Genomic DNA, 21,270 nt, shown 5'->3' with positions numbered 1-21,270 from the left:
GGAGTCGGATGATGGGAATGATTAGCGGGTTCTTTAACGGCTGCCATTGTCAATCACCACTCTTTTCCGGGTATGTTTGGCGAATATTTTGCCTGGATTCATGATGTTGTTCGGGTCGAAGGCATGCTTGATCGCCTTCATCACCTCGATGCCTGCCGCGCCGACCTTCCATTCGAGATAAGGCGCCTTAACGACGCCTACACCGTGCTCTCCAGTAATCGTGCCGCCGAGCCGGATCGCAGCTTCGAAAATTTCTTCGAACGCCTGCTCTACGCGATGAATTTCCTCGGTATCGCGAGCGTCGGTCGTGCAGGTCGGATGGAGATTGCCGTCTCCGGCGTGGCCGAACGTACATATTTGCACATTGTATTTTTTGGCGATCTCGTTAATCGCGATAACCATGTCGGCGATTTTGGAACGAGGGACGGTGGCGTCCTCCAAAATCGTCGTCGGGCGGATGCGTGCACAAGTAGACAAGGCGCTTCGGCGGGCCAGCATCAGCTTCTCGGCTTCGGTTGCGTCCGCCGCCATCTTCACTTCTACGGCTCCCTGCTCCTTGCAGATCCTTACGATTTCCTTAATGTCGTTCTCGACGACGTTTTCGTCCAAGCCGTCCTGCTCGATCAGCAGAATCGCTTCCATGTCGATGGGCAGTCCGATTTTGTTAAAACCTTCTACGACCCGGATCGTGGCGTTATCCAAAAATTCGAGCGTAGCCGGGATGATCCGGTTGCCGACGATTGCCGATACAGAGCGGGCGGCCGCATAAATGTCGCTGTACATGGCGACCATTGTTTTCCGGTACTTGGGCGCAGGCATCAGCTTCACCGTCGCTTCGGTGACGATCGCAAGCGTCCCTTCGGAGCCAACCAGCAGCTTGGTCAAGTCGTATCCCGCAACGTCCTTGTACAGCTTCCCGCCGGTCCGGATAATCTCGCCGTTCGGAAGAACCGCCTCGAGGCCGATGACGTGATCTTTGGTCGTCCCGTATTTCAGACCGCGCAGCCCTCCGGCGCACTCCATAATATTGCCGCCAAGCGTCGAGATGATCATGCTGCTTGGATCGGGCGGGTAGAACAGGCCGAGCTTCTCGACCTCCATATGGAACATTTTCGTATTAAGACCGGCTTGGAACGTTGCCGTCAAATTTTCGGTATCGATCTCGATCAGCTTGTTCATCCGGTTCATCACCATGACGATCCCGCCCTCCAGCGGCACGGTGCCGGCGCACAGGTTGCTTCCCGCGCCGCGGCCCACGATCGGAATGTGATGCTCGTTGGCAACTTTCAGAATGCCGGATACTTGCTCGGTAGTCGAAGGGAAAATAACGCCGTCCGGCAGCGCCTGCTGCATCGGCGTAGCGTCGTAAGAATAGCTGACCAGCGCTTCCATATCGTCCTTAAACCACGATTCACCGACGATCTCGATAAGCTTGGCGCGGATTGATTGATTCAGCATCCCGAATCCTCCTATTAATGTGAAATTGATCAGGTCATCAGATGACTTTTCTCTCATTATAGCTTACTATAGAATGTGTGTATATCCTTTTTCGTCATGAAGTGAAGGGAAACACCGAATTTTTCGCCGTATCGCTTTGCAACGGTTCCTGCGAGACTGTTTGCAGCGATTGCCCAATAGATGTGGAAGTTTCCCCTTTTGACTCCGAACCGGACACGGGCCGTATAGTCAAAGGAACAGGAGGACCGGACCGATGGTATTTGACCAGGTAAAACCGCTTAAAGGTTATGAGCTCGTTATGGAGCAAATCAAATCGAGAATTAGAAACGGGGAATTCGCACCCGGCACGAAGCTGTCTTCGGTCGTTGATCTGGCGTCGAGCTTTGGGGTCGGTCGATCGACGATCCGCGAAGCGTTAAGCGCTTTGAAGGCGATGGGACTTGTGGAAATCCGCCAGGGTGGGGGGACGTACGTCAGCGCCGAGCTTCCGAAGGAACAGGCGCCGGGCGAAGGCAACTCTTTATTTGCCAGTGCGGAATCGATTCAGGAGCTGCTGGAGGTCCGCAAAATATTGGAGACCGGCTGTGCTTCGCTAGCTGCTCGAAACCGGAGCGCCGAGGACTTGGAGGCGATCGGGCACGAGCTGAAGCTGATGGAGCTGTACCTGAACGACGAAGCGAAAGGCGAAGAGGCGGACGTCCGGTTTCATCTGAAGCTGGCGGAAGCTACGCACAATTCGCTGCTGATCCCGATGATGGAATCGTTGTCGCAGCGTCTTCACGACAGTATGAGAGAATCGAGAAAGCTGTGGTTTTACGGGGAGCGGGCGGAGGCGACCCGGCTGCTGAGAGAGCATTCCGATATTTTCGAGGCGGTTCGGGAGCAGGACGAGACACGGGCGCATGAGGCGATGCGGACCCACCTGCTTAAGGTTGAAAATGTCGTGCGCCGGGCCTTATCCGAATCAAATACATAGCACGCACGGAATTGCTATAGGCTGGCCGCCTTGAGCGGTTCGCTGCGAAACCCAAAAAGAACCTTGCATGTTCCTTTCGAAGCCGAAAGGAGCATGAAGGTTCTTTATTTCGTATGAAGCGGAAAAAAGGAATCGCGTTACAGCTTGGCATTGCCGATGCGGAGCTTCTCTTCGGCGTGGGCGGCGTCGACTTGCTCCAGACTCATAAGGGCGCCGAGTGAGCGGAACGCGGTGAGCGCATCCTCATAACCCCGCTCGATATGATCGACACCGGTAAGGAACGTAGTTCCTTCGGCGGCCATACCGGCCAGCAGCAGGCAGGTTCCGGCCCGGATGTCGGTAGCGTGCACCCAACTGCCGGATAACGGCGCGCCTCCGCGAATATAAGCCGTGCTGCCGCGCACGTCGATGTCGGCTCCCATCCGGCGCAGCTGAGCTACGTGCTGGAACCGCTTCGGATAAATTTTCTCGGCGATGATGCTTCTGCCCGAAGCCTGGGTAAGCAGGGCGGTCAAAGGCTGCTGCAGGTCGGTGGCGAAGCCGGGGTACATGGCCGTCCGCACGCGAACCGCCTTCAGCCTGCCGGCTGAACTCACGGTAATGCTCTGATCCCGGTAGTCGATCTCCATGCCAATCTCCGTCAGCTTGGCGAGGCACGAGCCCAGATGGTCCGGAATTACGTCGGTGACGGTAACCGACCCGCCGGCGACACCCGCCGACATGAGAAAAGCGCCGGCGATCAACCGGTCCGGAATGACCGTATGGTGCCCGCCTTCGAGCGACCGCACCCCGTCGATGCGGATCGTATCCGTGCCGGCTCCGGATACTTTGGCGCCCAACTCGTTAAGGAGAATAGCCGTATCTACGACTTCCGGATCTTTGGCCGCTCCGCGCAGCACGGTGCGTCCTTCGGCAAGCACGGCGGCGAGCATGCAGTTAATCGTGGCGCCGGATGTGATCATATCGAAATAAATATCGGCGCCCTTCAGCTTCTTCGCTTCTACGGTGTAATGATCTTCATGAAACGAGAACTCGGCGCCCATTGCTTTCAAGCCTTTAATATGCTGGTCGATCGGGCGGGAGACGAAATTGTCGCCTCCGGGAAACCCGATGCTTACTTTGCCGAACTTGGCGAGCAGCGCGCCGACAAAGTAATAGGAAGCCCGGTAGGACGAAGCTTTGTCCTTGTCGATGTTGGCGTTATGGATCGTTCCGGGATGAAGCCGGATGTCGCCGTTCGCGAGCCGCGCCGCACCCATCCCGATGTCGCCGGCGATGTCGCAAATGATTCGGATGTCGTAGATGTCGGGAATGCCCGATAAAGTAATCGGCTGGTCGGATAAGCAGCACGCGGCCATCAGGGCGAGAGAGCTGTTTTTGGAGCCTTGTATTTTGACGGAGCCGCTTAACGGCCCGGAGCGTTCGATGCGTATGATGTTCAATGGGGTTCCCACTTTCCGGTAAAGTCGTCACCATACTATTTATTCATGTTTGGGGAGGAAAGTCAATAAGTAGAAGGATGTGAAACCATTATTTTTCATCTGACAGAATATACTCTGTCGGAACGTGCCGGAAAGCCCGTAATAACGCATAAACAAGCCCGATTGAACCGTTTTTACTTCGGTTTCGAAAGGTGTCTTTTCTCCGGGACATGATTCATTTTAACTATTATAAGCCGCGCCGGGCGGTTGTGTGCCTCCGTCTCACCATTCCTTTCCCGTGATTGTCCGGACAATCCGTTCATATCCGAATCGGATAAGCATATACTTGTACCAACCGGCGGATAACGCCAAGATCGGGGTGAGAAACGGAAGATGGAGGGGTATCGCAAAATGTTGCGGCGTTTCGCCTTAGGGTCGCTCGCGCTGCTGCTTATATGGCCGCACTGGACCATGGCCGCGCCGACCGGCGTGCAGACGAGTGCGGAAGCGGCGGCGCTGGTTGACGTGACGTCGGGCCGGTTGATCGTATCCAAAAACGGTGACAAGCAGATGCGGATCGCAAGCTTGACGAAGATTATGACGGCAATCGTAGCGATCGAGCACGGAACGTTGTCCGATCAGGTCGAGGTCAGCGGCAGAGCCGCCGGCAAGGAGGGCTCGTCGATCTACCTGAGAGCCGGGGAGAAGATGAGTCTGGAAAATATGCTGTACGGGCTTATGCTCCGTTCGGGCAACGATGCGGCTACGGCGATTGCCGAACATGTCGGCGGGTCGCTTGAAGGGTTCGTATATTTAATGAACGAGACAGCGGAGCTGGCCGGTATGACCCGGTCGCAGTTCAAAAATCCGAGCGGCCTGGACGAGGAAGGCCACTACTCGACAGCGTCGGATATGGCCAAACTGACCGCTTATGCGCTCCGCAATCCCGTATTTCGCGATATCGTCAAAACGAAAACGAAATCGGCGCCGAACCCGCACGAGGATTGGGACTATACATGGATGAACAAAAACAAGATGCTGTCGATTTATGAAGGCGCGGACGGGGTGAAGACCGGGTATACGAAGCTGGCCAAAAGGTGTCTCGTCTCCTCCGCTACCCGCGAGGGCCAGCAGATTGCAGTCGTCACCTTAAACGATCCGAACGATTGGCTCGACCATAAGAAGCTGCTGGACTACGGATTTGCGAATTATCCTCTGCGCGATCTCGTTCACAGAGGGGATAAGATCGAGAATCTGCCTGTGGCGGTCGGCCGGACGTTCTCCTATCCGCTGTACGAGGAAGAGTCCGGCTTGATCCGCAAAGAGGCGGTATTGCTCGATCCGGCGGCGTCTGAGTACCGGCTTGGAGAGCGCGGAACGTTGTTCTTTTATTTGTCGGGCACGCCGATCGGATCGGTTCCGCTGTATGCGGAAGGCAGCCCGCGCCTGGAAGCGAAAGACCGGTCGGCCTTCAGCTTCCGGGAAAGCGACAAGTACAGGGTCACCGGGCTTGGGTTGTGGCAGCAGACGCTGAAGGAGACGGTGCGTCGGCTGTTCGTCTTATCGGAATAAAGGTGGCCGTCTCTATTGGGAGGGGATCGGTATCGTTAACTGGATATGGCTGTTTTTTATAGCTGCCGGATTTGCCGTTGCCGCAGCGCAGGGGAATGTCGAGGCGGTCACGAAAGCGGTATTTGACGGGGCGAAAAGCGGAGTGACGATCAGCTTCGGTCTGATCAGCATATTAGTGTTCTGGCTCGGTATGATGCGGATCGCCGAAGACTCCGGCCTGCTGCGCAAAATCGCCGTGCTGCTGCGCCCAGTCGTGCGCCTGCTGTTTCCGGACGTTCCTAAAGATCATCCGGCTGTCGGCTACATCATGTCCAATATGAGCGCCAATCTGTTGGGACTGGGTAATGCGGCGACTCCGATGGGAATCAAAGCGATGCAGGAGCTGCAGACGCTGAATCCGGACAAGGACACGGCGAGCCCGGCCATGTGCACGCTGCTTGCGCTCAATACGGCGAGCATAACACTCATTCCGACTACTTTGATCGCCATCCGGATGAACTACAATTCCGCCAATCCGGCCGAAATTGTAGGGACGACGCTGCTCGCTACGGCAGTCGCCACACTGGCTGCGATCGTCGCCGACAGATGGTGCCGAAGGCGGCTGCTCGCCAAAACTGTCCCGAAAGGGTGAATGCGCTTGTACACGTTCGTCTCCGTATTGTCCGCCTGGGCGATTCCGGTATTAATCGTACTCATTCCGCTGTATGCGGTATACAAAAAAGTGCCCGTCTACGAATCGTTCGTCGAGGGGGCCAAGGACGGTTTCGATACGGCGGTCAAAATCATTCCGCATCTGGTCGGGATGATGGTGGCCATTGGCGTCTTTCGCGCTTCCGGGGCTATGGACGTTATGCTCAACTGGATGAAGCCGATGCTTCAATATATCGGGGTTCCCGGGGAGGTGCTGCCTCTCGCGATTCTGCGTCCGATTACCGGCTCCGGCTCTCTGGCCTTTACAGCCGACCTGATCGGCGAGTACGGGCCCGACTCGATGATCGGCAGAATCGCATCGACGATCCAGGGCAGTACCGATACGACCTTGTACGTTCTAACGGTTTACTTCGGTGCCGTAGGCATACGGAAGGGGCGATATGCGTTAAAGGTCGGTTTGTTTTCCGACCTGGTCGGTTTTGTGGCGGCCGTCGCCATCTGTTTGATTATTTTCGGCACAGCGGGGTAACCAGAAGTATTCCGGGCTCGTCGCGAAGCGGAGATTTCCGTTTCGGCGGCGGGCTTTTTTAGTTCTAGTAACGTATACGTTTTGTTTCAGCCGCTGAACGCGTTCTGCTCGGCTTGGTGGAGGGGCGGTATCGAAGTCACCGGCTTTTGATTTCTTCGCCGAAGTTGCAGGCAATCCGGACAACATGGAGGGCGGGCAGGCGTTCAACGTGGACGTTCGATCGATCTGGTGTGGGTCTGGTTATGGGGCGGGTAAGGGAAACCGAATAGGAGCGGTTTGCACCCTTTATTTTGTGCGAAAACCGGCCGGGATACGGAATAGGAGCGGTTTGAAGCTGCTAAAATCCGCGATAAGAGGGTTGACCGCACGAGTTGGCTGAAATAAGGGGTCCAAACCGCCTCTATTCGTCTCTGTCTACTCCATCTGCAGAAAATAGAGGGTGCTAGAGACTGTTATTCTCCTCGCAGACAAAGGTTTCCCTCATCCACCCTGTCCCGGGCGCATCTGCGCACCCCTTCCTTCCGCCTACATATAATAAGGTAGCATGAGAAGGCGAGGTGAGGCCGGATGCGGCCAACCGGCATTACGATTCATCAATCCGTTTGCTCCGCGATTAACGGAAAGGGCTACGACTTTTATATAACGCGCCGCGGAACGATTATCCCGGCATCCGAGGCGACCGATCCGGCGATGATTCATATTTGCGTAGAGGGGGACTTCTCCCGTCCGGAGGAAGCGATGTCGGGACTGATGGAGGAACAGTTTTTCGTTCTGCAGAAGCTGGTGCTCCGACTCGCCGAAACGTTCGGGTTCGATCCGAACCATTCGCTGTCGCACAGCGACGTTTGTCCCGGCTCGTTTTTTCCATGGTCCGAACTTGTGATTTCGCCAAAGGATGGTTATCATTAGGTTTGAGGTGACCATTATAATGGAACGATTGCAAAAAGTGCTGGCCCAAGCGGGCGTAGCATCGCGCCGGAAGTGCGAAGAGATCATTACGGCGGGTCGAGTGGAAGTGAACGACGAGACGGTAACGACGCTCGGGGTGAAGGTCGACCCCGCCGTCGATGTCATAAAAGTGGACGGGCGTCCGATCAACCGTCAGCAGATGACGTATTTGCTGTTCAACAAGCCGAAGGGCGTCATTACGAGCGCCTCCGATCCGGAAGGCCGCAAGGTCGTCAGCGATTACATACATGACGTGAAGGAGCGGATCTATCCGGTCGGAAGGCTCGACTACGACAGCGAAGGCGTGCTGCTGCTGACCAACGACGGGGAGCTGGCCAACCTGCTCACCCATCCGAGGCATCATGTGGCGAAAACGTACCATGCGACCGTCAAAGGCGTGCCGCACGGAGACTCGCTGGACAAGCTGCGCCAGGGCATTCAGCTGGAGGACGGGATGACGGCGCCGGCGGAAGTCGAATATGTAGATATCAACCCCGACAAAAACGAGACGATCGTATCGATCACGATCCATGAAGGCCGGAACCGGCAAGTGCGCCGGATGTTCGAGGCGATTCATTTTCCGGTGGAACGGTTGAAGCGGGTTCAATTCGGTTCCGTTCAGCTGGACGGATTGATGAGAGGGAAATACAGGAAGCTGACGAATGCGGAAGTGGAGGAACTTCGCAGAACCGCGCTCCAGTCACATAATGTTCAAAAAGGGCGGCCATGACGCCCCTTTTTCAGCGTCAAGTTTCGCTATAATGTGAGTAGTTGGATTGACAATACGAAGCGAAGGTGATCCGCGATGAAACAACATAGGAGATGGATTCAGGCCATCATATTAACCGCGGTTCTACTGATCGGCGGGTACACGATCGGGAGCAGCCTGTTCGCCGAGGACGAGATTCCGCGGGAAGGGAGCGCTGCTCCTGATTTTACGTTAACAGGGCTTGACGGCACATCGTACACGCTATCCGATTTCAAGGGTCAGCCGGTCGTGGTCAACTTTTGGGGGACCTGGTGCGAGCCGTGCGTTCGGGAAATGCCGGCGATCCAGCGGCAATACGACAAGTGGAAAGACAAAGGGCTCGTCGTGCTCGCTCTGAATCTGGATGAAAGCAAAGTGACGGTGCAAAGTTTCGTCCGTCAGTACAACATGACGTTTCCCGTCCTGTTCGACAAGGAGCTTCGTATGCGGGACCGCTATGCCGTTCGTTCGTATCCGACGACATTTTTCGTTGACTCGGCAGGAAAGATCGTGAAAATTGCCTCCATCGAGATGGACGACAATTTTATCGAACAGACGATCCAGCCGATGCTGAAGCAATAAAGGAGCGATAACCCCGTGATTGCGAACACAAAATGCGAGTGCGGTCACCAAAATCATGTGGGGACTGTCTTGTGCGAGGCGTGCGGGAAACCGCTGTTTGAGGACGGCGCCGACAATGAGCCGTTAGAGATGCGGTACGACGGAGTAGCGAGGCGTTCCCAGAAGGCGAATCCGTCGATTCTCGACAAAGTGTGGAATTTCTTCTCTTCGGTCAAGATTGCGATTTATTTGATCCTGGCCACCTTGCTCGGCTCGATGCTGGGCACGATTTACCCGCAGGAGAACACGTTCGTCAACGTCGACCCGGCGAAATATTACAAGAGTACGTACGGCTGGTCCGGCGATCTGTACTATAAGCTCGGATTGTCCGACACGTACGGCTCGTGGTGGTTTATCGCCCTGCTGGTGATGATCGGCACGTCGCTCGTCATATGCAGTCTCGACCGCGTGCTCCCGCTGTACCGTGCGCTTAGCAAGCAGCAGATCCGCAAACATCTGAGCTTCCTGCGCAGGCAAAGGGTTGTCTATGAAGGAACCGTTCCGATGGGGGAAGGGCAAGCCGCTTCCGATCCGGAGGCTTGGGTCGCCGGCAGCGCCGAGAAGCTGCGGAAGAAGGGCTACAAGGTTCATACCGACGGTTCGGCTCTGCTGGCCGAGAAGCACCGGTTCAGCCGTTGGGGACCGTACGTCAACCATATCGGTCTGATTATTTTTTTGCTGGCGCTGCTGATGAGAGGGCTTCCGGGCTGGCATTTGGATCAGTATTCCGAATTTCTGGAAGGCGAGCCTACCAAAATACCGAAGACGAACTACTATTTAATGAACGAACAGTTCAACGTGTCGTTTTATGACGAGACGGAGATGACGGAATCGTTCCGCGAGCAAGGCAAAATCGTCGCCAAACTGTATGAAACGAAAGCCGTACTGTACGAATGCGAAAGCGATTGTGACAGCCCGGACAAGCCGCCTCAGCTCAAGGAAGTGTCGCGGCAAAATATTACGGTAAACCATCCGCTTTCCTACAAAGGTCTGCTCGTCTACCAGTTCGATTACGCGGAGACGCCCAAGCTGCTCGCTGTGAATCCGAAGCTCAAAAACAAACAGACCGGGGAATCGTACGGGCCTTTTGAAGTAAGGATGAAAAACCCCGCGATGTCTTACGAGGCTGGTCCTTACAAGCTGGAGCTGAAGGAGTATTTCCCCGACTTCTCCGTTAATGACAAAGGAATGCCGATTACCGTATCGAACGAACCGAATGCGCCGGCATTTTTGTTTATGATTACCGGGCCGCAACTGCCGGAGAGCGGACAGCCTTACTTCTATTTCCCGAAGGAAATCGATAAGGTGAAATTCAGCCAGGACATAATTAACGGCGCTTTCGCCGAAAGCTGGGACATCTCGGTTGACTCGATGGAAGACGTCGAGATTGCCGCCTACACCAGCTATTTGAATATTCGCAAAGACATTGCGCTGCCTTATATTTTTACGGGAGCGGCTATCTTCATGATTGGTGTCGTGATGGGCATCTATTGGCAGCACCGGCGCATCTGGCTCCGATTTGACGAAGGCAACCGGTTGACGCTGGGCGCACATACGAATAAAAACTGGTACGGACTGCGCGGCGAAACGGCGGGAATGCTCAAACAGATGGGCATCGGCGTCGAACCCAAACAGCTGGCCAATGAGGTGAGCAAAGCTTAATATGGAAACTGTCAGCGGAACTTTTTTATTGATCGCCCTAATCTTGTACACCTTGTCGTTTTTCGGCTTCGTCATCGCGGTCATCGGGAAGAAGTGGAGCGAGCGCGACCCGGAGGGACATACGAAGCGATGGGGGAAGATCGGCTTAGCGACCACCATTACCGGATTTGCCGCTCAGCTGGTTTTCTTCATTACAAGATGGTATGCGGCCGGATATATTCCGACGAGCAACATGTTTGAATTCATGACCTTTTTGGCGATGATGATTGTACTTGCATTTATCATCGTCTATCTGATCTACCGTACAGCGGTTCTCGGCATGTTCGCCATGCCGGTTGGCGTGATCATCCTCTCCTACGCGCTCGTATTTCCTCCGGATATTCAGCCGCTCATTCCGGCTCTGCAGAGCTACTGGCTGAAAATTCACGTGACGACAGCGGCGCTCGGAGAGGCGTTCTTCGCGGTCGGCTTTGCGGCCGGTCTGATGTACCTGATCCGTGTCATCAATTATTCCGGGCAGTCCAAGTCGGACCGCCGGGAGCGGCGGGGAGTCGAAATCGTCATCTTCGTCGTTTTGATGATCGTTTCGTTTATCGTCAGTGTGTATGTGTTTAAAGGAATCAACTACGAAGCGTCCTTCATACAGGAAGTAACGAAGGTCGACCAGACCGGCAAGGAATATGTGGAAACGAACAAGGTCGATTATGTGCTGCCGCCGATCGTGAAGCCGTTTAACAGTGCGACCGAGAGCATGCAACCGTTCCTTGGCATGAAAGAACCGTTATTTACGGCTCCGTCCTGGATGAACGGGGTTAATGCGGGAAGGAAATTGAATACGTTCGTCTGGGCGCTGCTGGCCGGATTCATCGTATACATGCTGCTCCGGCTTATTCTCCGCAAGCAGATCGGTGCGGCGATTCATCCGGCCATGAGCGGAATGGACGCTGAAGATTTGGATGAAATCAGCTACAGGGCGATTGCGATCGGATTTCCGATCTTTACGCTAGGCGCGCTTATCTTCGCCATGATCTGGGCGCACGAGGCATGGGGCCGGTTCTGGGGCTGGGACCCGAAGGAAGTATGGGCTCTGATCACCTGGCTGTTTTATACCGCTTACTTGCATTTCCGTCTGTCCCGCGGATGGCAGGGACGCAAATCGGCCTGGATGGCGGTTATCGGATTCGTCGTCGTGATGTTTACGCTGATCGGCGTTAATCTGATCATAGCCGGTCTTCATTCGTATGCAGGCGTGTAATGGTTTCAATCGATGCTCCCAAAGGAGAGTGAACGGTTCATGATGGATATGAAAGCGAGCATTCTGGTAGTTGACGATGAGGAGCGGATTCGCAGACTGCTGCGGATGTACTTGGAGAAGGAAGGGTACACGATCGACGAAGCGGAAGACGGGGAGTCGGCGCTCGTGAAAGCGCTGGAGGGCGATTACGACCTGGTCCTTCTGGACGTCATGCTGCCAGGCATCGACGGGACCGAGGTGTGCGCGAGACTGCGTCAAGTGAAAGCGACCCCTGTCATCATGCTGACGGCCAAAGGGGAAGAGGCCAACCGGGTTCAAGGCTTCGAGGTCGGAGCGGACGACTATGTCGTCAAGCCGTTCAGCCCGCGGGAAGTGATCTACCGGGTGAAGGCGATTCTGCGCCGTTCGTCGGCGACCGCTTATCTGGCCAAGGATGCGATTCATGCGAGCAACAACATCGTATTCCCGCATCTCGTGATCGAACATGACGCTCACCGCGTAACGGCGGGCGGGCAAGAGGTGGCGCTGACGCCCAAGGAGTACGAGCTCCTTCACTACTTGGCGACTTCGCCGGACAAAGTGTTTTCGCGGGAAGATTTGTTAAAAGACGTATGGAATTACGAATTTTTCGGCGATCTCCGCACCGTCGACACCCACGTCAAGCGGCTGCGCGAGAAGCTGAACAAAGTTTCGCCGGAGGCGGCCTCGATGATTACTACGGTCTGGGGCGTAGGCTACAAGCTCGAGGTGCCGAAATAAAGTGAAACTGTGGAAAAGCGTCGTCGGCAAGCTGTGGATGACCATTATCGGATTAGTCGCCGTTGTTCTTTTGATCAACGGCGTTTTTATGGGGCAGTTTCTCACTACCAACTTCGCCAACTCGAAGGATCAGGAACGAAGCCTTCAGAAGATGGCTTACAAAGTATCGGCCGACCTGTCGCTGCATCGCGAAGACATCCATTATATTACGGCGGTGGCGGAGCTGCTGGACGCCCAGGATGCGGCGGTGCTATCGTTAAATTCCAGGTTCGAGGAGAGCCTTCCGCCAGCTTCGGGCACCCAGGTTCCAAAGCTGCAGGCGTTCGACCTGTTCGGCAAAGATAAGCTGGAGCAGGTTTTGCAGGGAGGAACGTTTCCTTCCATTTATTACGATCCGCAGTCGGGCAAACGATTTTTGGCCGTAGCCGTCCCGCAGCGCGAGAAAAACACCGAGACGATTAACGGTGTCATCATTTTGTACCAAGCCCAAATCGCGCTCGATTATACGCAGGCGTATTTTCAAAATCTGTTCGTCATCGCCGGCGTAATCGGTTTTCTGCTGACGACACTGTTCGCCTTTTTCCTGTCGAGCCGAATTACGCAGCCGCTGCTGCAGATGAAGAAGGCGGCGGATTTCATTACGCTCGGCGAATACAAAAACCGGGTGCCGGTCACTTCCTCCGACGAGATCGGCGAGCTGGCGGTCGCCTTCAATCATATGACCGGCCGGCTGGACGAGACGATTCATGCGTTGAATCATCAGAAAGAGCATCTGTCGAGCGTGCTGCGAAGTATGACCGACGCCGTTATCACCCTGGATGCCGACGGCCGGCTGCTGCTGGCCAACCCGCAGGGCGAGAAGCTGGTGGCCGAATGGAGCGAGATCGGCTGGGATCAGGCTGGGGGAGATGAAGGAGCGACGGTTCCGCAGCCGCTTCAGCCGCTGTTCGAAGAAGTGGTTAAAGGCAACAAGGACATGATCTCCAATATTCACGTCCGCAACAACGTGTATTCCGTCGTTATGGCTCCCCTGTATTCGCCGGAGGGGTTAAGGGGAACGGTTGCGGTATTGCGGAATGTGACGGAGGAGCACCGGCTGGACAAGCTGCGCAAAGATTTCGTAGCGAATGTATCGCATGAGCTGCGGACGCCGCTGTCGATGCTGCAGGGCTACAGCGAAGCGCTGCTCGACGATATCGCGGCGACGCCGGAAGAACGCCGCGAGCTGGCGCAGGTCATTCATGACGAGTCGCTGCGGATGGGGCGGCTGGTCAAAGATTTGCTCGACCTCGCCCGAATGGAAGCGGGACATATCGAGCTCAGCTTCCGGGAGTTCGAGCTGGAGCCGCTGATCCAGCGGGTACACCGCAAGTTTTCCGCGTTGTGCAAAGACCGGGGCCTCGCCTTGAAGCTGGAGATGCCGGCGGAGCCGATCACGCTTTATCTCGCCGATGAAGACAGACTCGAACAAGTTTTGACGAATTTGCTCGACAATGCGGTGCGCCATACGCCTTCCGGCTCGTGGATCGCTATCTGCGTGTCCCGGGCCGGCGGTAGGAAGGACGAGATCGTGCAGATCGAGATCCAGGACGGGGGGCAAGGCATTCCGCGCGAAGATTTGCCTTACATTTTCGAGCGGTTTTACAAAGCCGACAAAGCGAGAACCCGCGGCCCTTCCGGCGGAACGGGACTCGGTCTCGCGATCGTCAAAAATATCGTGGACGCCCATCAGGGCACGATTTCTGCCGAAAGCGAGCTTGGAGAGGGCACGACTTTTACTATAAAACTGCCCAATAAGCACGTATAAGACGCACAAAAGGCTATCCTCGGTGAAGAGGATAGCCTTTTGTGCGTGAAGCGGTATGGATCGAACGGAGGCGAATCGTACCGAATCGGCGGACCCGACTTTCCGCGCTTTTCAGTAGAACGTGTTGAATGACCGCGACAAATCTTGTTGTACGTGAAACAATCACGAATATACGGCGATTATACGAGGCCGATCTCGCGCACCCGTTTAATTTCGGGCAAGTTCGACAATTGCTCGAGAACGGTCTTCGGCGCCTTCTTGTCGATCGTCAGCACCATAATCGCCGAGCCGCCGATATCGGTACGTCCAACCTGCATCGTAGCGATGTTGACATCGTTGCTGCCGAGCAGCGTGCCAACGCGACCGATGATTCCCGGTTTATCCGAGTGCGAGATAAGGAGCAGATGGCCTTCCGTAGGCACGTCGACCGGGTAAGGTCCGATCTGGACGATCCGTTCGCCGAATCCGGCTAGCAGCGTACCCGACACCCAGCGCTCCTCGGCTTTCGTCTTCATGCTGAGCGTGATCCGGTTTGTAAAACCTTTGGTTGCGGACGACTTCTGAATGACGATGTTGACGTCACGTTGTTTGGCCAGATGCATCGAGTTGACGGCGTTCACCTGCTCGGCCCCGAGATGGTGGGACAAGATGCCCTTCAGTACGTAACGAGTGAGCGGATTCGTATCCAGATCCGCCAGCTCGCCGGAATAGTTGATCGTAATCTCGCGGACGGCGCCTTCGGTCATCTGGGCGAGCGAGCTGCCGAGCTTCTCGCACAGCTTGAAGTAAGGCTGGATCTTATTCAGCAGTTCAGCCGGAATCGGCGGCATATTCACCGCGTTTTTGAACGGCTCGTTGCGCAAAATATTAATGACTTGTTCCGACACGTCGATCGCCACATTTTCCTGCGCTTCGATCGTGGATGCGCCCAAGTGCGGAGTTACAATAATTTTAGGATGCTTCAGGAACGGATGGTCCGGATTCGGCGGTTCGTGCTCGAATACGTCGAATGCGGCGCCGGCCACGATCCCTTCGTCGATCGCTTCTACGAGCGCAAGCTCGTCGATGATGCCGCCGCGGGCGCAGTTCACGATCCGCATCCCTTTTTTCATAACCTCGAATTGAGGTTTTGCGATCATATGATGGGTTTCTTTCGTCAGCGGCGTATGAACCGTCATGAAGTCGGCGCTGCGAACGATCTCGTCGACCGATGCCAGCTTAATGCCGAGCTTCTCGGCACGATCTTCCGTCATGAACGGATCGTACCCGAGGACGTTCATGCCGAAGGCGATCGCACGTTTGGCGACTTCCGTGCCGATGCGGCCGAGTCCGAGGACGCCGAACGTTTTGTTGCGGAGTTCGACCCCGACGAACGACTTGCGGTCCCATTCGCCGGTGACGGTTTTCATATACGCTTGCGGGATATGGCGGGCGAGCGCCATCATCATTGCGAACGCATGCTCGCAAGTGGTAATCGTGTTGCCGTCAGGCGCATTGATGACGACGATGCCAAGGCTGGTAGCCGCTTCCAGGTCGATGTTGTCGACACCTACGCCGGCGCGCCCGATTACTTTCAGGTTTGTCCCGGCTTCCATAATCCGGCGGGTCACCTTCGTCTGCGAACGAACGAGAAGCGCATCGAACTGGCCGATGATCGCCACGAGCTCGTCCTCGCTTAATCCGGTATTCTTTACTACTTCAACATCGCTTGCGTCCGTCAACTGCTGCAGTCCCATATCGCTGATCGGATCGGATACTAACACCTTGTACATGTTCAGGTTCCTCCCTCTGTCTGCTTGCAAATGATGATGCAGGAAATGCAAAAAACTCCCGTCCACATACGGAAACCGTATATAGGGACGAGAGTCTGGTTCGCGGTGCCACCCTAATTCGCCGGACGCTCACGCGCCCAGCCTTGCTTGGTCGATTGACCTGGATTGATAACGGGGTCCGCCCGGCTGCGCTTCGTTACGGCTCATTTCGCGCATCGACTCGGGAGTGGATCACATCACGACCGCCACCGGTTCGCAGCGGCCACCGGCTTTCTGAAGGGATCGTAGATGCTATTCTCCGTCATTGTCGTTCCATCATTTCATTGCTCCTAATGTATCATGACCGCCTGAGAGTGTCAATCATTTAGAGACATATTTGTGACGGGAGAGGCAGGCCGACATAAAATAGACACAACTGGCAAACAGGGTTTTCACCGCCCGATCCCTTGAACTTGCCGGTGTTTTTCGTTATCTTCTAGTAGAGACAATCCGTGCGGGCAGACGAACTGCCAGATCGCGATTGACCTGGCAGCGGAAGGGTGGAACCGGCCTTATTTGTTTTCGTAAAAGAATGGAAGCTGGGGCATCGTCTCGCCGCCGTACCATCTATCCTTGCGGGACAAGAAGTCGCCTTTGCGTGCCGCATTCGTATCGCCGAGCAGATCGACGATCGACTGGACGTCGCTAAGGTTCAGCTTTTTGACCTGACCGCTTGAGATTATCTCATCGATCCGTACTGTAAGATCCTGCGGATACAACGGCATGAAACGGATATCTTTCCACAAGATCGAGGATATGTAGCTGTTCTTCACGTTCAGGCTCATCTGCGACCAGTCCTGCGGAGTGAGGGCCGGCTGATCGAGCAGAGAGACCCCTTTAACCTGCTTATCGATGGTTTCGTTCCACTTGACGATGGCTGTATAGTATTGCTGCTGGCCTTGCAGCGAGAATTTCTTCGCTTCCCGGATGAAGGCATCCTTATCGAGCTCGGTAAGCAGCACGCTCGGGTGCATCGAATTCGCCTTGGATTGAAATTTCTTCGCGCTGTCGGCGAACAGCTTCAGCCCTTTCATCAGGTTCTGATGAGCTTCGCCGAGCAGAGGGGACGTCTCGGATGTCGTCGATTTGGCCATTTCGCCGTATTTATCGTCGGCCGCCTTGGCCAGTTCCTTCATGACCGCGGAGGCGTCCACCGAAGGCTGGTCGAGCTCTTTCAACTGATCGAACCAGCGGTTCGTAAATTCGCGATAAGGGGAGTAGATCGTATGATAAAACGATACGAGATGCTGCTGATCATACGCTCCGGGTTTCTTGGAAGCTTCCTCCTGACCCGCCAGGAGCGAGGCGAACCGGGCTTCGGCACGGCTGGTTCCGATATTGACGCCGAAGAAGAAGGCGCCTGAGACGCAAACAAGTAAAAAGACGATTAAGAGCGATAAAATGTAGTCCGAGCGGTTTAGACGCTTATTCATGTCACGACTCCTTGTCCAGTTTCCTCCCTAAAGTATAGGGGAAAGTACCCAAATTGTGAACTGCATAGGCCGGAGGAACTATGAAAAAAATAAACTTCAGAAACATCCGCATCCGTAAAGTCGACCCAAGCGAATTGGACGACCGTATGCTCCTGGTTAATTTGTATATCACCCAAGCCATTACTCTCTTTATCGGCATATTGATCATTTTTTTTCAGTCCCAGACGCTTTTTCAGGTGATGAAATTTCCGGGCGGGATCTCGGTGCTGGGGTGGGGCGCGGTTTTTGCCGCAGCGGTGCTCGTATTTGACTGGCTGATCGCCAGATGGGTGCCGGAGGACGTGACCGACGACGGGGGAATTAACAAAAAACTGTTCGGCAATCGGCCTTTGTGGCATATCGGCGTTATATCGCTTATTGTCGCAATTTGCGAGGAATTGCTCTTTCGCGGAGCGATTCAGTATGCCTTCGGCCCTTATTGGACCAGCATCCTGTTCGCGGCGATCCATGTCCGTTACTTGCGGCATTGGCTGATGACGGGGATGGTTTTTCTGATCAGCTACGGTCTGGGCCATTTGTACCTGTTTACCGGATCGCTCTGGGCTCCGATCGCCGCGCATTTTATAATCGATTTTGTGATGGGGTGTATGATACGTTATCGGAAGGATGAGGTAGATGGAGAACGCTAAATCTTCAAACGACACGACGCACTCGCTTCCTGATGAAGACGACATGCGGCTTCCGCCCAGACGTGTGATCCATTCGTCGGACAACGCCAAAGCAACGAAAATATTTCAGGCCAGTCTGGTCATCCTGTTAATTTTATTGACTATCGGCATCATTTTCTGGTATCAGATGTACGGCCAATAAGACGAATATTCCAAATGAAACGAAAACCTTCAAGCTCCGTCCGGACGGAATTTGAAGGTTTTTTCCAAATGCGTATTGCCGCATACATGAACCTACGGCTCCAGTCCGGTATCGATCTGTGCCGGATCTACAAACGAATAGCCCCGTTTCTCCAGCTCGGTCAAAAGATCGCCCAGCGCATCGGCCGTCCAAGGCAGTTCGTGCATTAGGATGTTGCTTCCCGGATGCAGCTGCTCCAAAACCCGCTTAATGACGCCTTCCGGCTTCTGATTCGTGGAGAGCCAGTCTTCCGAGCCGTTCGACCACGTCATGAACAGCAAATTTTCCTTGGCGGCCTGCTTCTTGACGTAATCGTTCGCGGAACCGAACGGCGGGCGGAAAAACGCAGGGACCGTCCCGACCGTCTCTTTTACGATGCGCTGAACGTCTCCGATCTGGCTGTTCACCCGTTCCTTCGGTTCATTTTTCAAATCGATATGATCCCACGAATGATTGCCGATCGTTTGCCTTCTTTCGTGAATCAGCTTCAACAGCTCCGGATTTTTCTGCACCCGGTAACCGTTGACGAAAAATATCGCTTTGGCGTGATGGCTGTCCAGCGCGCCCAGCAGCTTCTCCAGCTGATCTTTGTCCTTCGGCCCGTCGTCAAACGTCAGCAGGACGACCTTTTTGTTGCCGTCAGGGCCGATGGGCACGATATCGTAATTTTTGTTCATCTTATACGTTTTGCTGACGGCGTCGGGAGCTGGTACGACAGAAGTATCCGCTTCCCCAGCCGGCTCGCCTGAAGACGGTTGCGCTGCCGGAGGAGGGGACGCAGGTTCGTCCGCCGGTCGCCCCGCCCGGTCTTCCTTAACCGTGCCGTCCGCAGGCAGGGCGGTTGAGGGCGGTTGTTCCGGCCCGGGCGTCTGCCGGCAAGCGGCCGTGGACAGCAGAAGCGAGGACAAGGCCGCAACCAGCAGTGGTTTGCTCCAGATTCGTATCGTCATGGTGCGCATCGACTCCCTGTTTTGGATTGTGCAGCATAACGTCGCCCGTCAAGCCTTCCTGAGACAACATGGACAAGCCCGGCCGGACGTCGAATACAGATGTACTGACTTATTGTACCATAGCGGATTCGTTCCTAAACGGAGCGGTCTTCCTATTTTTTCACGGATGCCAGCGAAGCGGTTCGGACAACCTATAAACGATTCTTGATCACAACAACGGGAGGGACAGCAATGAGAATGGGCGCATTCCTGCTGGGCGGCGTAGTCGGGGCAGCAGCCGTCGTTTATTATATGCGGGGCAAACATATGTCGTTTGCCGGTCTTACGAGCCAGACGAGCGACATGTTCAGCAAACCGACCTCGTCCAAGCCGGTTAAATTTGCCTCAAGCAGCAGTCATTCGGATAAGTTTTCGTCTTCGTCCAATTCCAGCCGCAGCGAGTCGGGTCTCGGCCAGGTGGAGGAACTGATCGCGCAAGATGCGGCCGTAAAAAGCCAAGTGGACGAAATTCTGAACAAATCCGAGAGCAGCTACATGACCCAATAACACTTTCGGACAGGCAGGCACATTGCTTTTATAAATACAAAAGCAAACGGAAGAAAAGTCCGGCGTCCCAGAGGGAGCCGGATTTTTCGCTATATTCGGTTACCCGATGGAACTGTAAGCGCTTCTTTCCAATATACATAAGAAAACTTCTATTCAGGGTGATGAAAAGTGTAAAAAACGGGGTTATTTTACTCCGTCTCCGACTATATTGATAGTAGCCGAAAACGGCTTCCAGCAAGCCCGGAACGATTGCATAAAGCCAACTTTATAGTGCATCCTCCTTGAAAACATGGTAACATGATGATACAAGCCAGCATTCGAGGTTCACCATTCGTTGCAAGGCGTCATACTCTGTTATCACAGAAGTGGAAGTGGGAGTGGAAGGGGAGGTCCTGTCATGAAAATTGAGCGCTTGAGTTTAGATAAGATTAGGATTTTCCTGACATTCGACGATCTGACGGAACGCGGCATCCAGAAGGAAGATATGTGGCGCGAAATTCCGAAAGTCCATGAACTGTTTAGCGAAATGATGGAGCAAGCCTATACGGAACTCGGATTTGACGCTTCAGGCCCTCTGGCCGTAGAAGTGTTTCAGCTGCCCGCTCAGGGTATGGTCGTCATCGTGACCCGGGGCAAGGTACAAAGCACCGATGCGGTCGACGAGGAAGAGGCTGAAGAGGTATACGAGATGGAAGTGACGCTTGAGCAGAGCGACGTGATCTCGTATGCGTTTCACGATTTCGAGCACTTGTTGAAGGCGTCTCATATAGCATTTGGAATAGGGATTACCGACGGTGCCCTCTACCACTATAAAGATAAGTATATCCTGCAAATTCTTCCGAGCGAATCGGATGAGTCGCGCGATCAGGCGCTTATCGCCATATTATCCGAATTCGGCGAAGCGACTTCGGTCACGACGGCAGTTCTGGACGAATACGGCAAACGAATCATTGCCGAGTCCGCGGTAAAGAGTCTGTGTGAACATTTCCGCCAATGAGACGACCGGATGCACAAGACGAGTTTCGTGACGCTGCCCCGGCTTCGGATAGAGCATCTTCAAAAACGGATGTTTTTGCGGATGCTTTTTGTGCGCTTGGCAGCGCTTCGACTAAGGAGTGAAAGTCTCCTCTACACCGCGTGGCGGCGGAAGTAGTAGCTGACGCATAGTGCTCAGTCCGTGAGGATGGGTGCGGAGGTAGCGAAGGCAAACCCCG

The 21,270-nt window shown here is 54.7% G+C and carries 20 protein-coding genes; 15 read left to right on the top strand and 5 right to left on the bottom strand.

Annotated elements, in window-relative coordinates; genetic code table 11:
* Positions 1-33: 33 nt before the first annotated feature.
* On the bottom strand, positions 34-1,458 hold the full coding sequence (locus tag AC3Y2E_RS25070; protein ID WP_379215287.1) for an FAD-binding oxidoreductase: 1,425 nt from the start codon (positions 1,456-1,458) through the stop codon (positions 34-36).
* A gap of 253 nt (positions 1,459-1,711) precedes the next feature.
* Between AC3Y2E_RS25070 and AC3Y2E_RS25065 the strand changes: the two genes are divergently transcribed.
* Complete coding sequence (locus tag AC3Y2E_RS25065) at positions 1,712-2,434, top strand: FadR/GntR family transcriptional regulator (RefSeq protein WP_379215285.1); 723 nt, start codon at positions 1,712-1,714, stop codon at positions 2,432-2,434.
* 137 nt (positions 2,435-2,571) lie between these two features.
* Here AC3Y2E_RS25065 and murA read toward each other — a convergent pair whose 3' ends face one another.
* Complete coding sequence (murA, locus tag AC3Y2E_RS25060) at positions 2,572-3,876, bottom strand: UDP-N-acetylglucosamine 1-carboxyvinyltransferase (RefSeq protein ID WP_379215283.1); 1,305 nt, start codon at positions 3,874-3,876, stop codon at positions 2,572-2,574.
* Positions 3,877-4,248: 372 nt separating this feature from the next.
* On the opposite strand from murA, the gene AC3Y2E_RS25055 reads away from it, so the two are divergent.
* From AC3Y2E_RS25055 to AC3Y2E_RS25010, 10 genes are all read left to right on the top strand, one after another.
* The gene (locus AC3Y2E_RS25055) at positions 4,249-5,427 is read left to right on the top strand and encodes a D-alanyl-D-alanine carboxypeptidase family protein (protein ID WP_379215281.1); all 1,179 of its coding nucleotides are present in this window, start codon (positions 4,249-4,251) and stop codon (positions 5,425-5,427) included.
* Positions 5,428-5,458: 31 nt separating this feature from the next.
* Positions 5,459-6,058, top strand: coding sequence for a nucleoside recognition domain-containing protein (locus AC3Y2E_RS25050; RefSeq protein ID WP_379215388.1), 600 nt, complete (start codon positions 5,459-5,461; stop codon positions 6,056-6,058).
* 6 nt (positions 6,059-6,064) lie between these two features.
* Entirely contained in the window at positions 6,065-6,607 is a 543-nt protein-coding gene (locus AC3Y2E_RS25045) for a spore maturation protein (protein ID WP_190925279.1), read from the top strand.
* Between the two features lie 567 nt (positions 6,608-7,174).
* Positions 7,175-7,516: a hypothetical protein gene (locus tag AC3Y2E_RS25040; protein ID WP_379215279.1), complete on the top strand. Its 342-nt coding sequence runs from the start codon at positions 7,175-7,177 to the stop codon at positions 7,514-7,516.
* Positions 7,517-7,535: 19 nt separating this feature from the next.
* Positions 7,536-8,285, top strand: coding sequence for a pseudouridine synthase (locus tag AC3Y2E_RS25035; RefSeq protein ID WP_190925275.1), 750 nt, complete (start codon positions 7,536-7,538; stop codon positions 8,283-8,285).
* Between the two features lie 75 nt (positions 8,286-8,360).
* The gene (resA, locus tag AC3Y2E_RS25030; protein ID WP_379215276.1) at positions 8,361-8,885 is read left to right on the top strand and encodes a thiol-disulfide oxidoreductase ResA; all 525 of its coding nucleotides are present in this window, start codon (positions 8,361-8,363) and stop codon (positions 8,883-8,885) included.
* A 15-nt stretch (positions 8,886-8,900) separates the two neighbouring features.
* Entirely contained in the window at positions 8,901-10,586 is a 1,686-nt protein-coding gene (gene resB, locus AC3Y2E_RS25025; RefSeq protein ID WP_379215274.1) for a cytochrome c biogenesis protein ResB, read from the top strand.
* Position 10,587: 1 nt separating this feature from the next.
* Positions 10,588-11,841, top strand: coding sequence for a cytochrome c biogenesis protein CcsA (ccsA, locus tag AC3Y2E_RS25020; protein ID WP_379215272.1), 1,254 nt, complete (start codon positions 10,588-10,590; stop codon positions 11,839-11,841).
* Positions 11,842-11,880: 39 nt separating this feature from the next.
* Positions 11,881-12,600 (top strand): response regulator transcription factor, encoded by a 720-nt coding sequence (locus AC3Y2E_RS25015; RefSeq protein ID WP_379215269.1) that lies wholly within the window; start codon positions 11,881-11,883, stop codon positions 12,598-12,600.
* A 1-nt stretch (position 12,601) separates the two neighbouring features.
* Entirely contained in the window at positions 12,602-14,407 is a 1,806-nt protein-coding gene (locus tag AC3Y2E_RS25010) for a HAMP domain-containing sensor histidine kinase (RefSeq protein ID WP_379215267.1), read from the top strand.
* A gap of 179 nt (positions 14,408-14,586) precedes the next feature.
* Here the strand turns inward: AC3Y2E_RS25010 and serA are convergent, their stop codons facing one another.
* Positions 14,587-16,179 carry a phosphoglycerate dehydrogenase gene (gene serA, locus AC3Y2E_RS25005; RefSeq protein ID WP_379215265.1) on the bottom strand — a complete coding sequence of 531 codons (1,593 nt, stop codon included), beginning with the start codon at positions 16,177-16,179 and terminating at the stop codon, positions 14,587-14,589.
* 551 nt (positions 16,180-16,730) lie between these two features.
* Positions 16,731-17,651, bottom strand: coding sequence for a hypothetical protein (locus tag AC3Y2E_RS25000; protein WP_379215263.1), 921 nt, complete (start codon positions 17,649-17,651; stop codon positions 16,731-16,733).
* Between the two features lie 80 nt (positions 17,652-17,731).
* Here AC3Y2E_RS25000 and AC3Y2E_RS24995 point away from each other — a divergent pair, with 80 nt between their 5' ends.
* Positions 17,732-18,340, top strand: a complete 609-nt coding sequence (locus AC3Y2E_RS24995) for a CPBP family glutamic-type intramembrane protease (RefSeq protein ID WP_379215261.1) — start codon at positions 17,732-17,734, stop codon at positions 18,338-18,340.
* On the top strand, positions 18,327-18,521 hold the full coding sequence (locus tag AC3Y2E_RS24990) for a hypothetical protein (RefSeq protein ID WP_190925262.1): 195 nt from the start codon (positions 18,327-18,329) through the stop codon (positions 18,519-18,521). Before AC3Y2E_RS24995 ends, AC3Y2E_RS24990 begins: the two co-directional genes overlap by 14 nt.
* A gap of 92 nt (positions 18,522-18,613) precedes the next feature.
* On the opposite strand, the gene AC3Y2E_RS24985 is transcribed toward AC3Y2E_RS24990, so the two are convergent.
* Positions 18,614-19,510, bottom strand: coding sequence for a polysaccharide deacetylase family protein (locus AC3Y2E_RS24985; protein ID WP_379215258.1), 897 nt, complete (start codon positions 19,508-19,510; stop codon positions 18,614-18,616).
* A 231-nt stretch (positions 19,511-19,741) separates the two neighbouring features.
* Between AC3Y2E_RS24985 and AC3Y2E_RS24980 the strand changes: the two genes are divergently transcribed.
* Positions 19,742-20,056: a hypothetical protein gene (locus tag AC3Y2E_RS24980; protein WP_379215256.1), complete on the top strand. Its 315-nt coding sequence runs from the start codon at positions 19,742-19,744 to the stop codon at positions 20,054-20,056.
* A 397-nt stretch (positions 20,057-20,453) separates the two neighbouring features.
* Complete coding sequence (locus AC3Y2E_RS24975; protein WP_190925258.1) at positions 20,454-21,053, top strand: genetic competence negative regulator; 600 nt, start codon at positions 20,454-20,456, stop codon at positions 21,051-21,053.
* Positions 21,054-21,270: the final 217 nt, after the last annotated feature.

It is taken from the genome of Paenibacillus sp. MAH-35 (genome assembly GCF_058135425.1).
The sequence above is the reverse complement of the archived record's forward strand: the minus strand, read 5'-3'. Positions and strand labels throughout refer to the sequence as shown.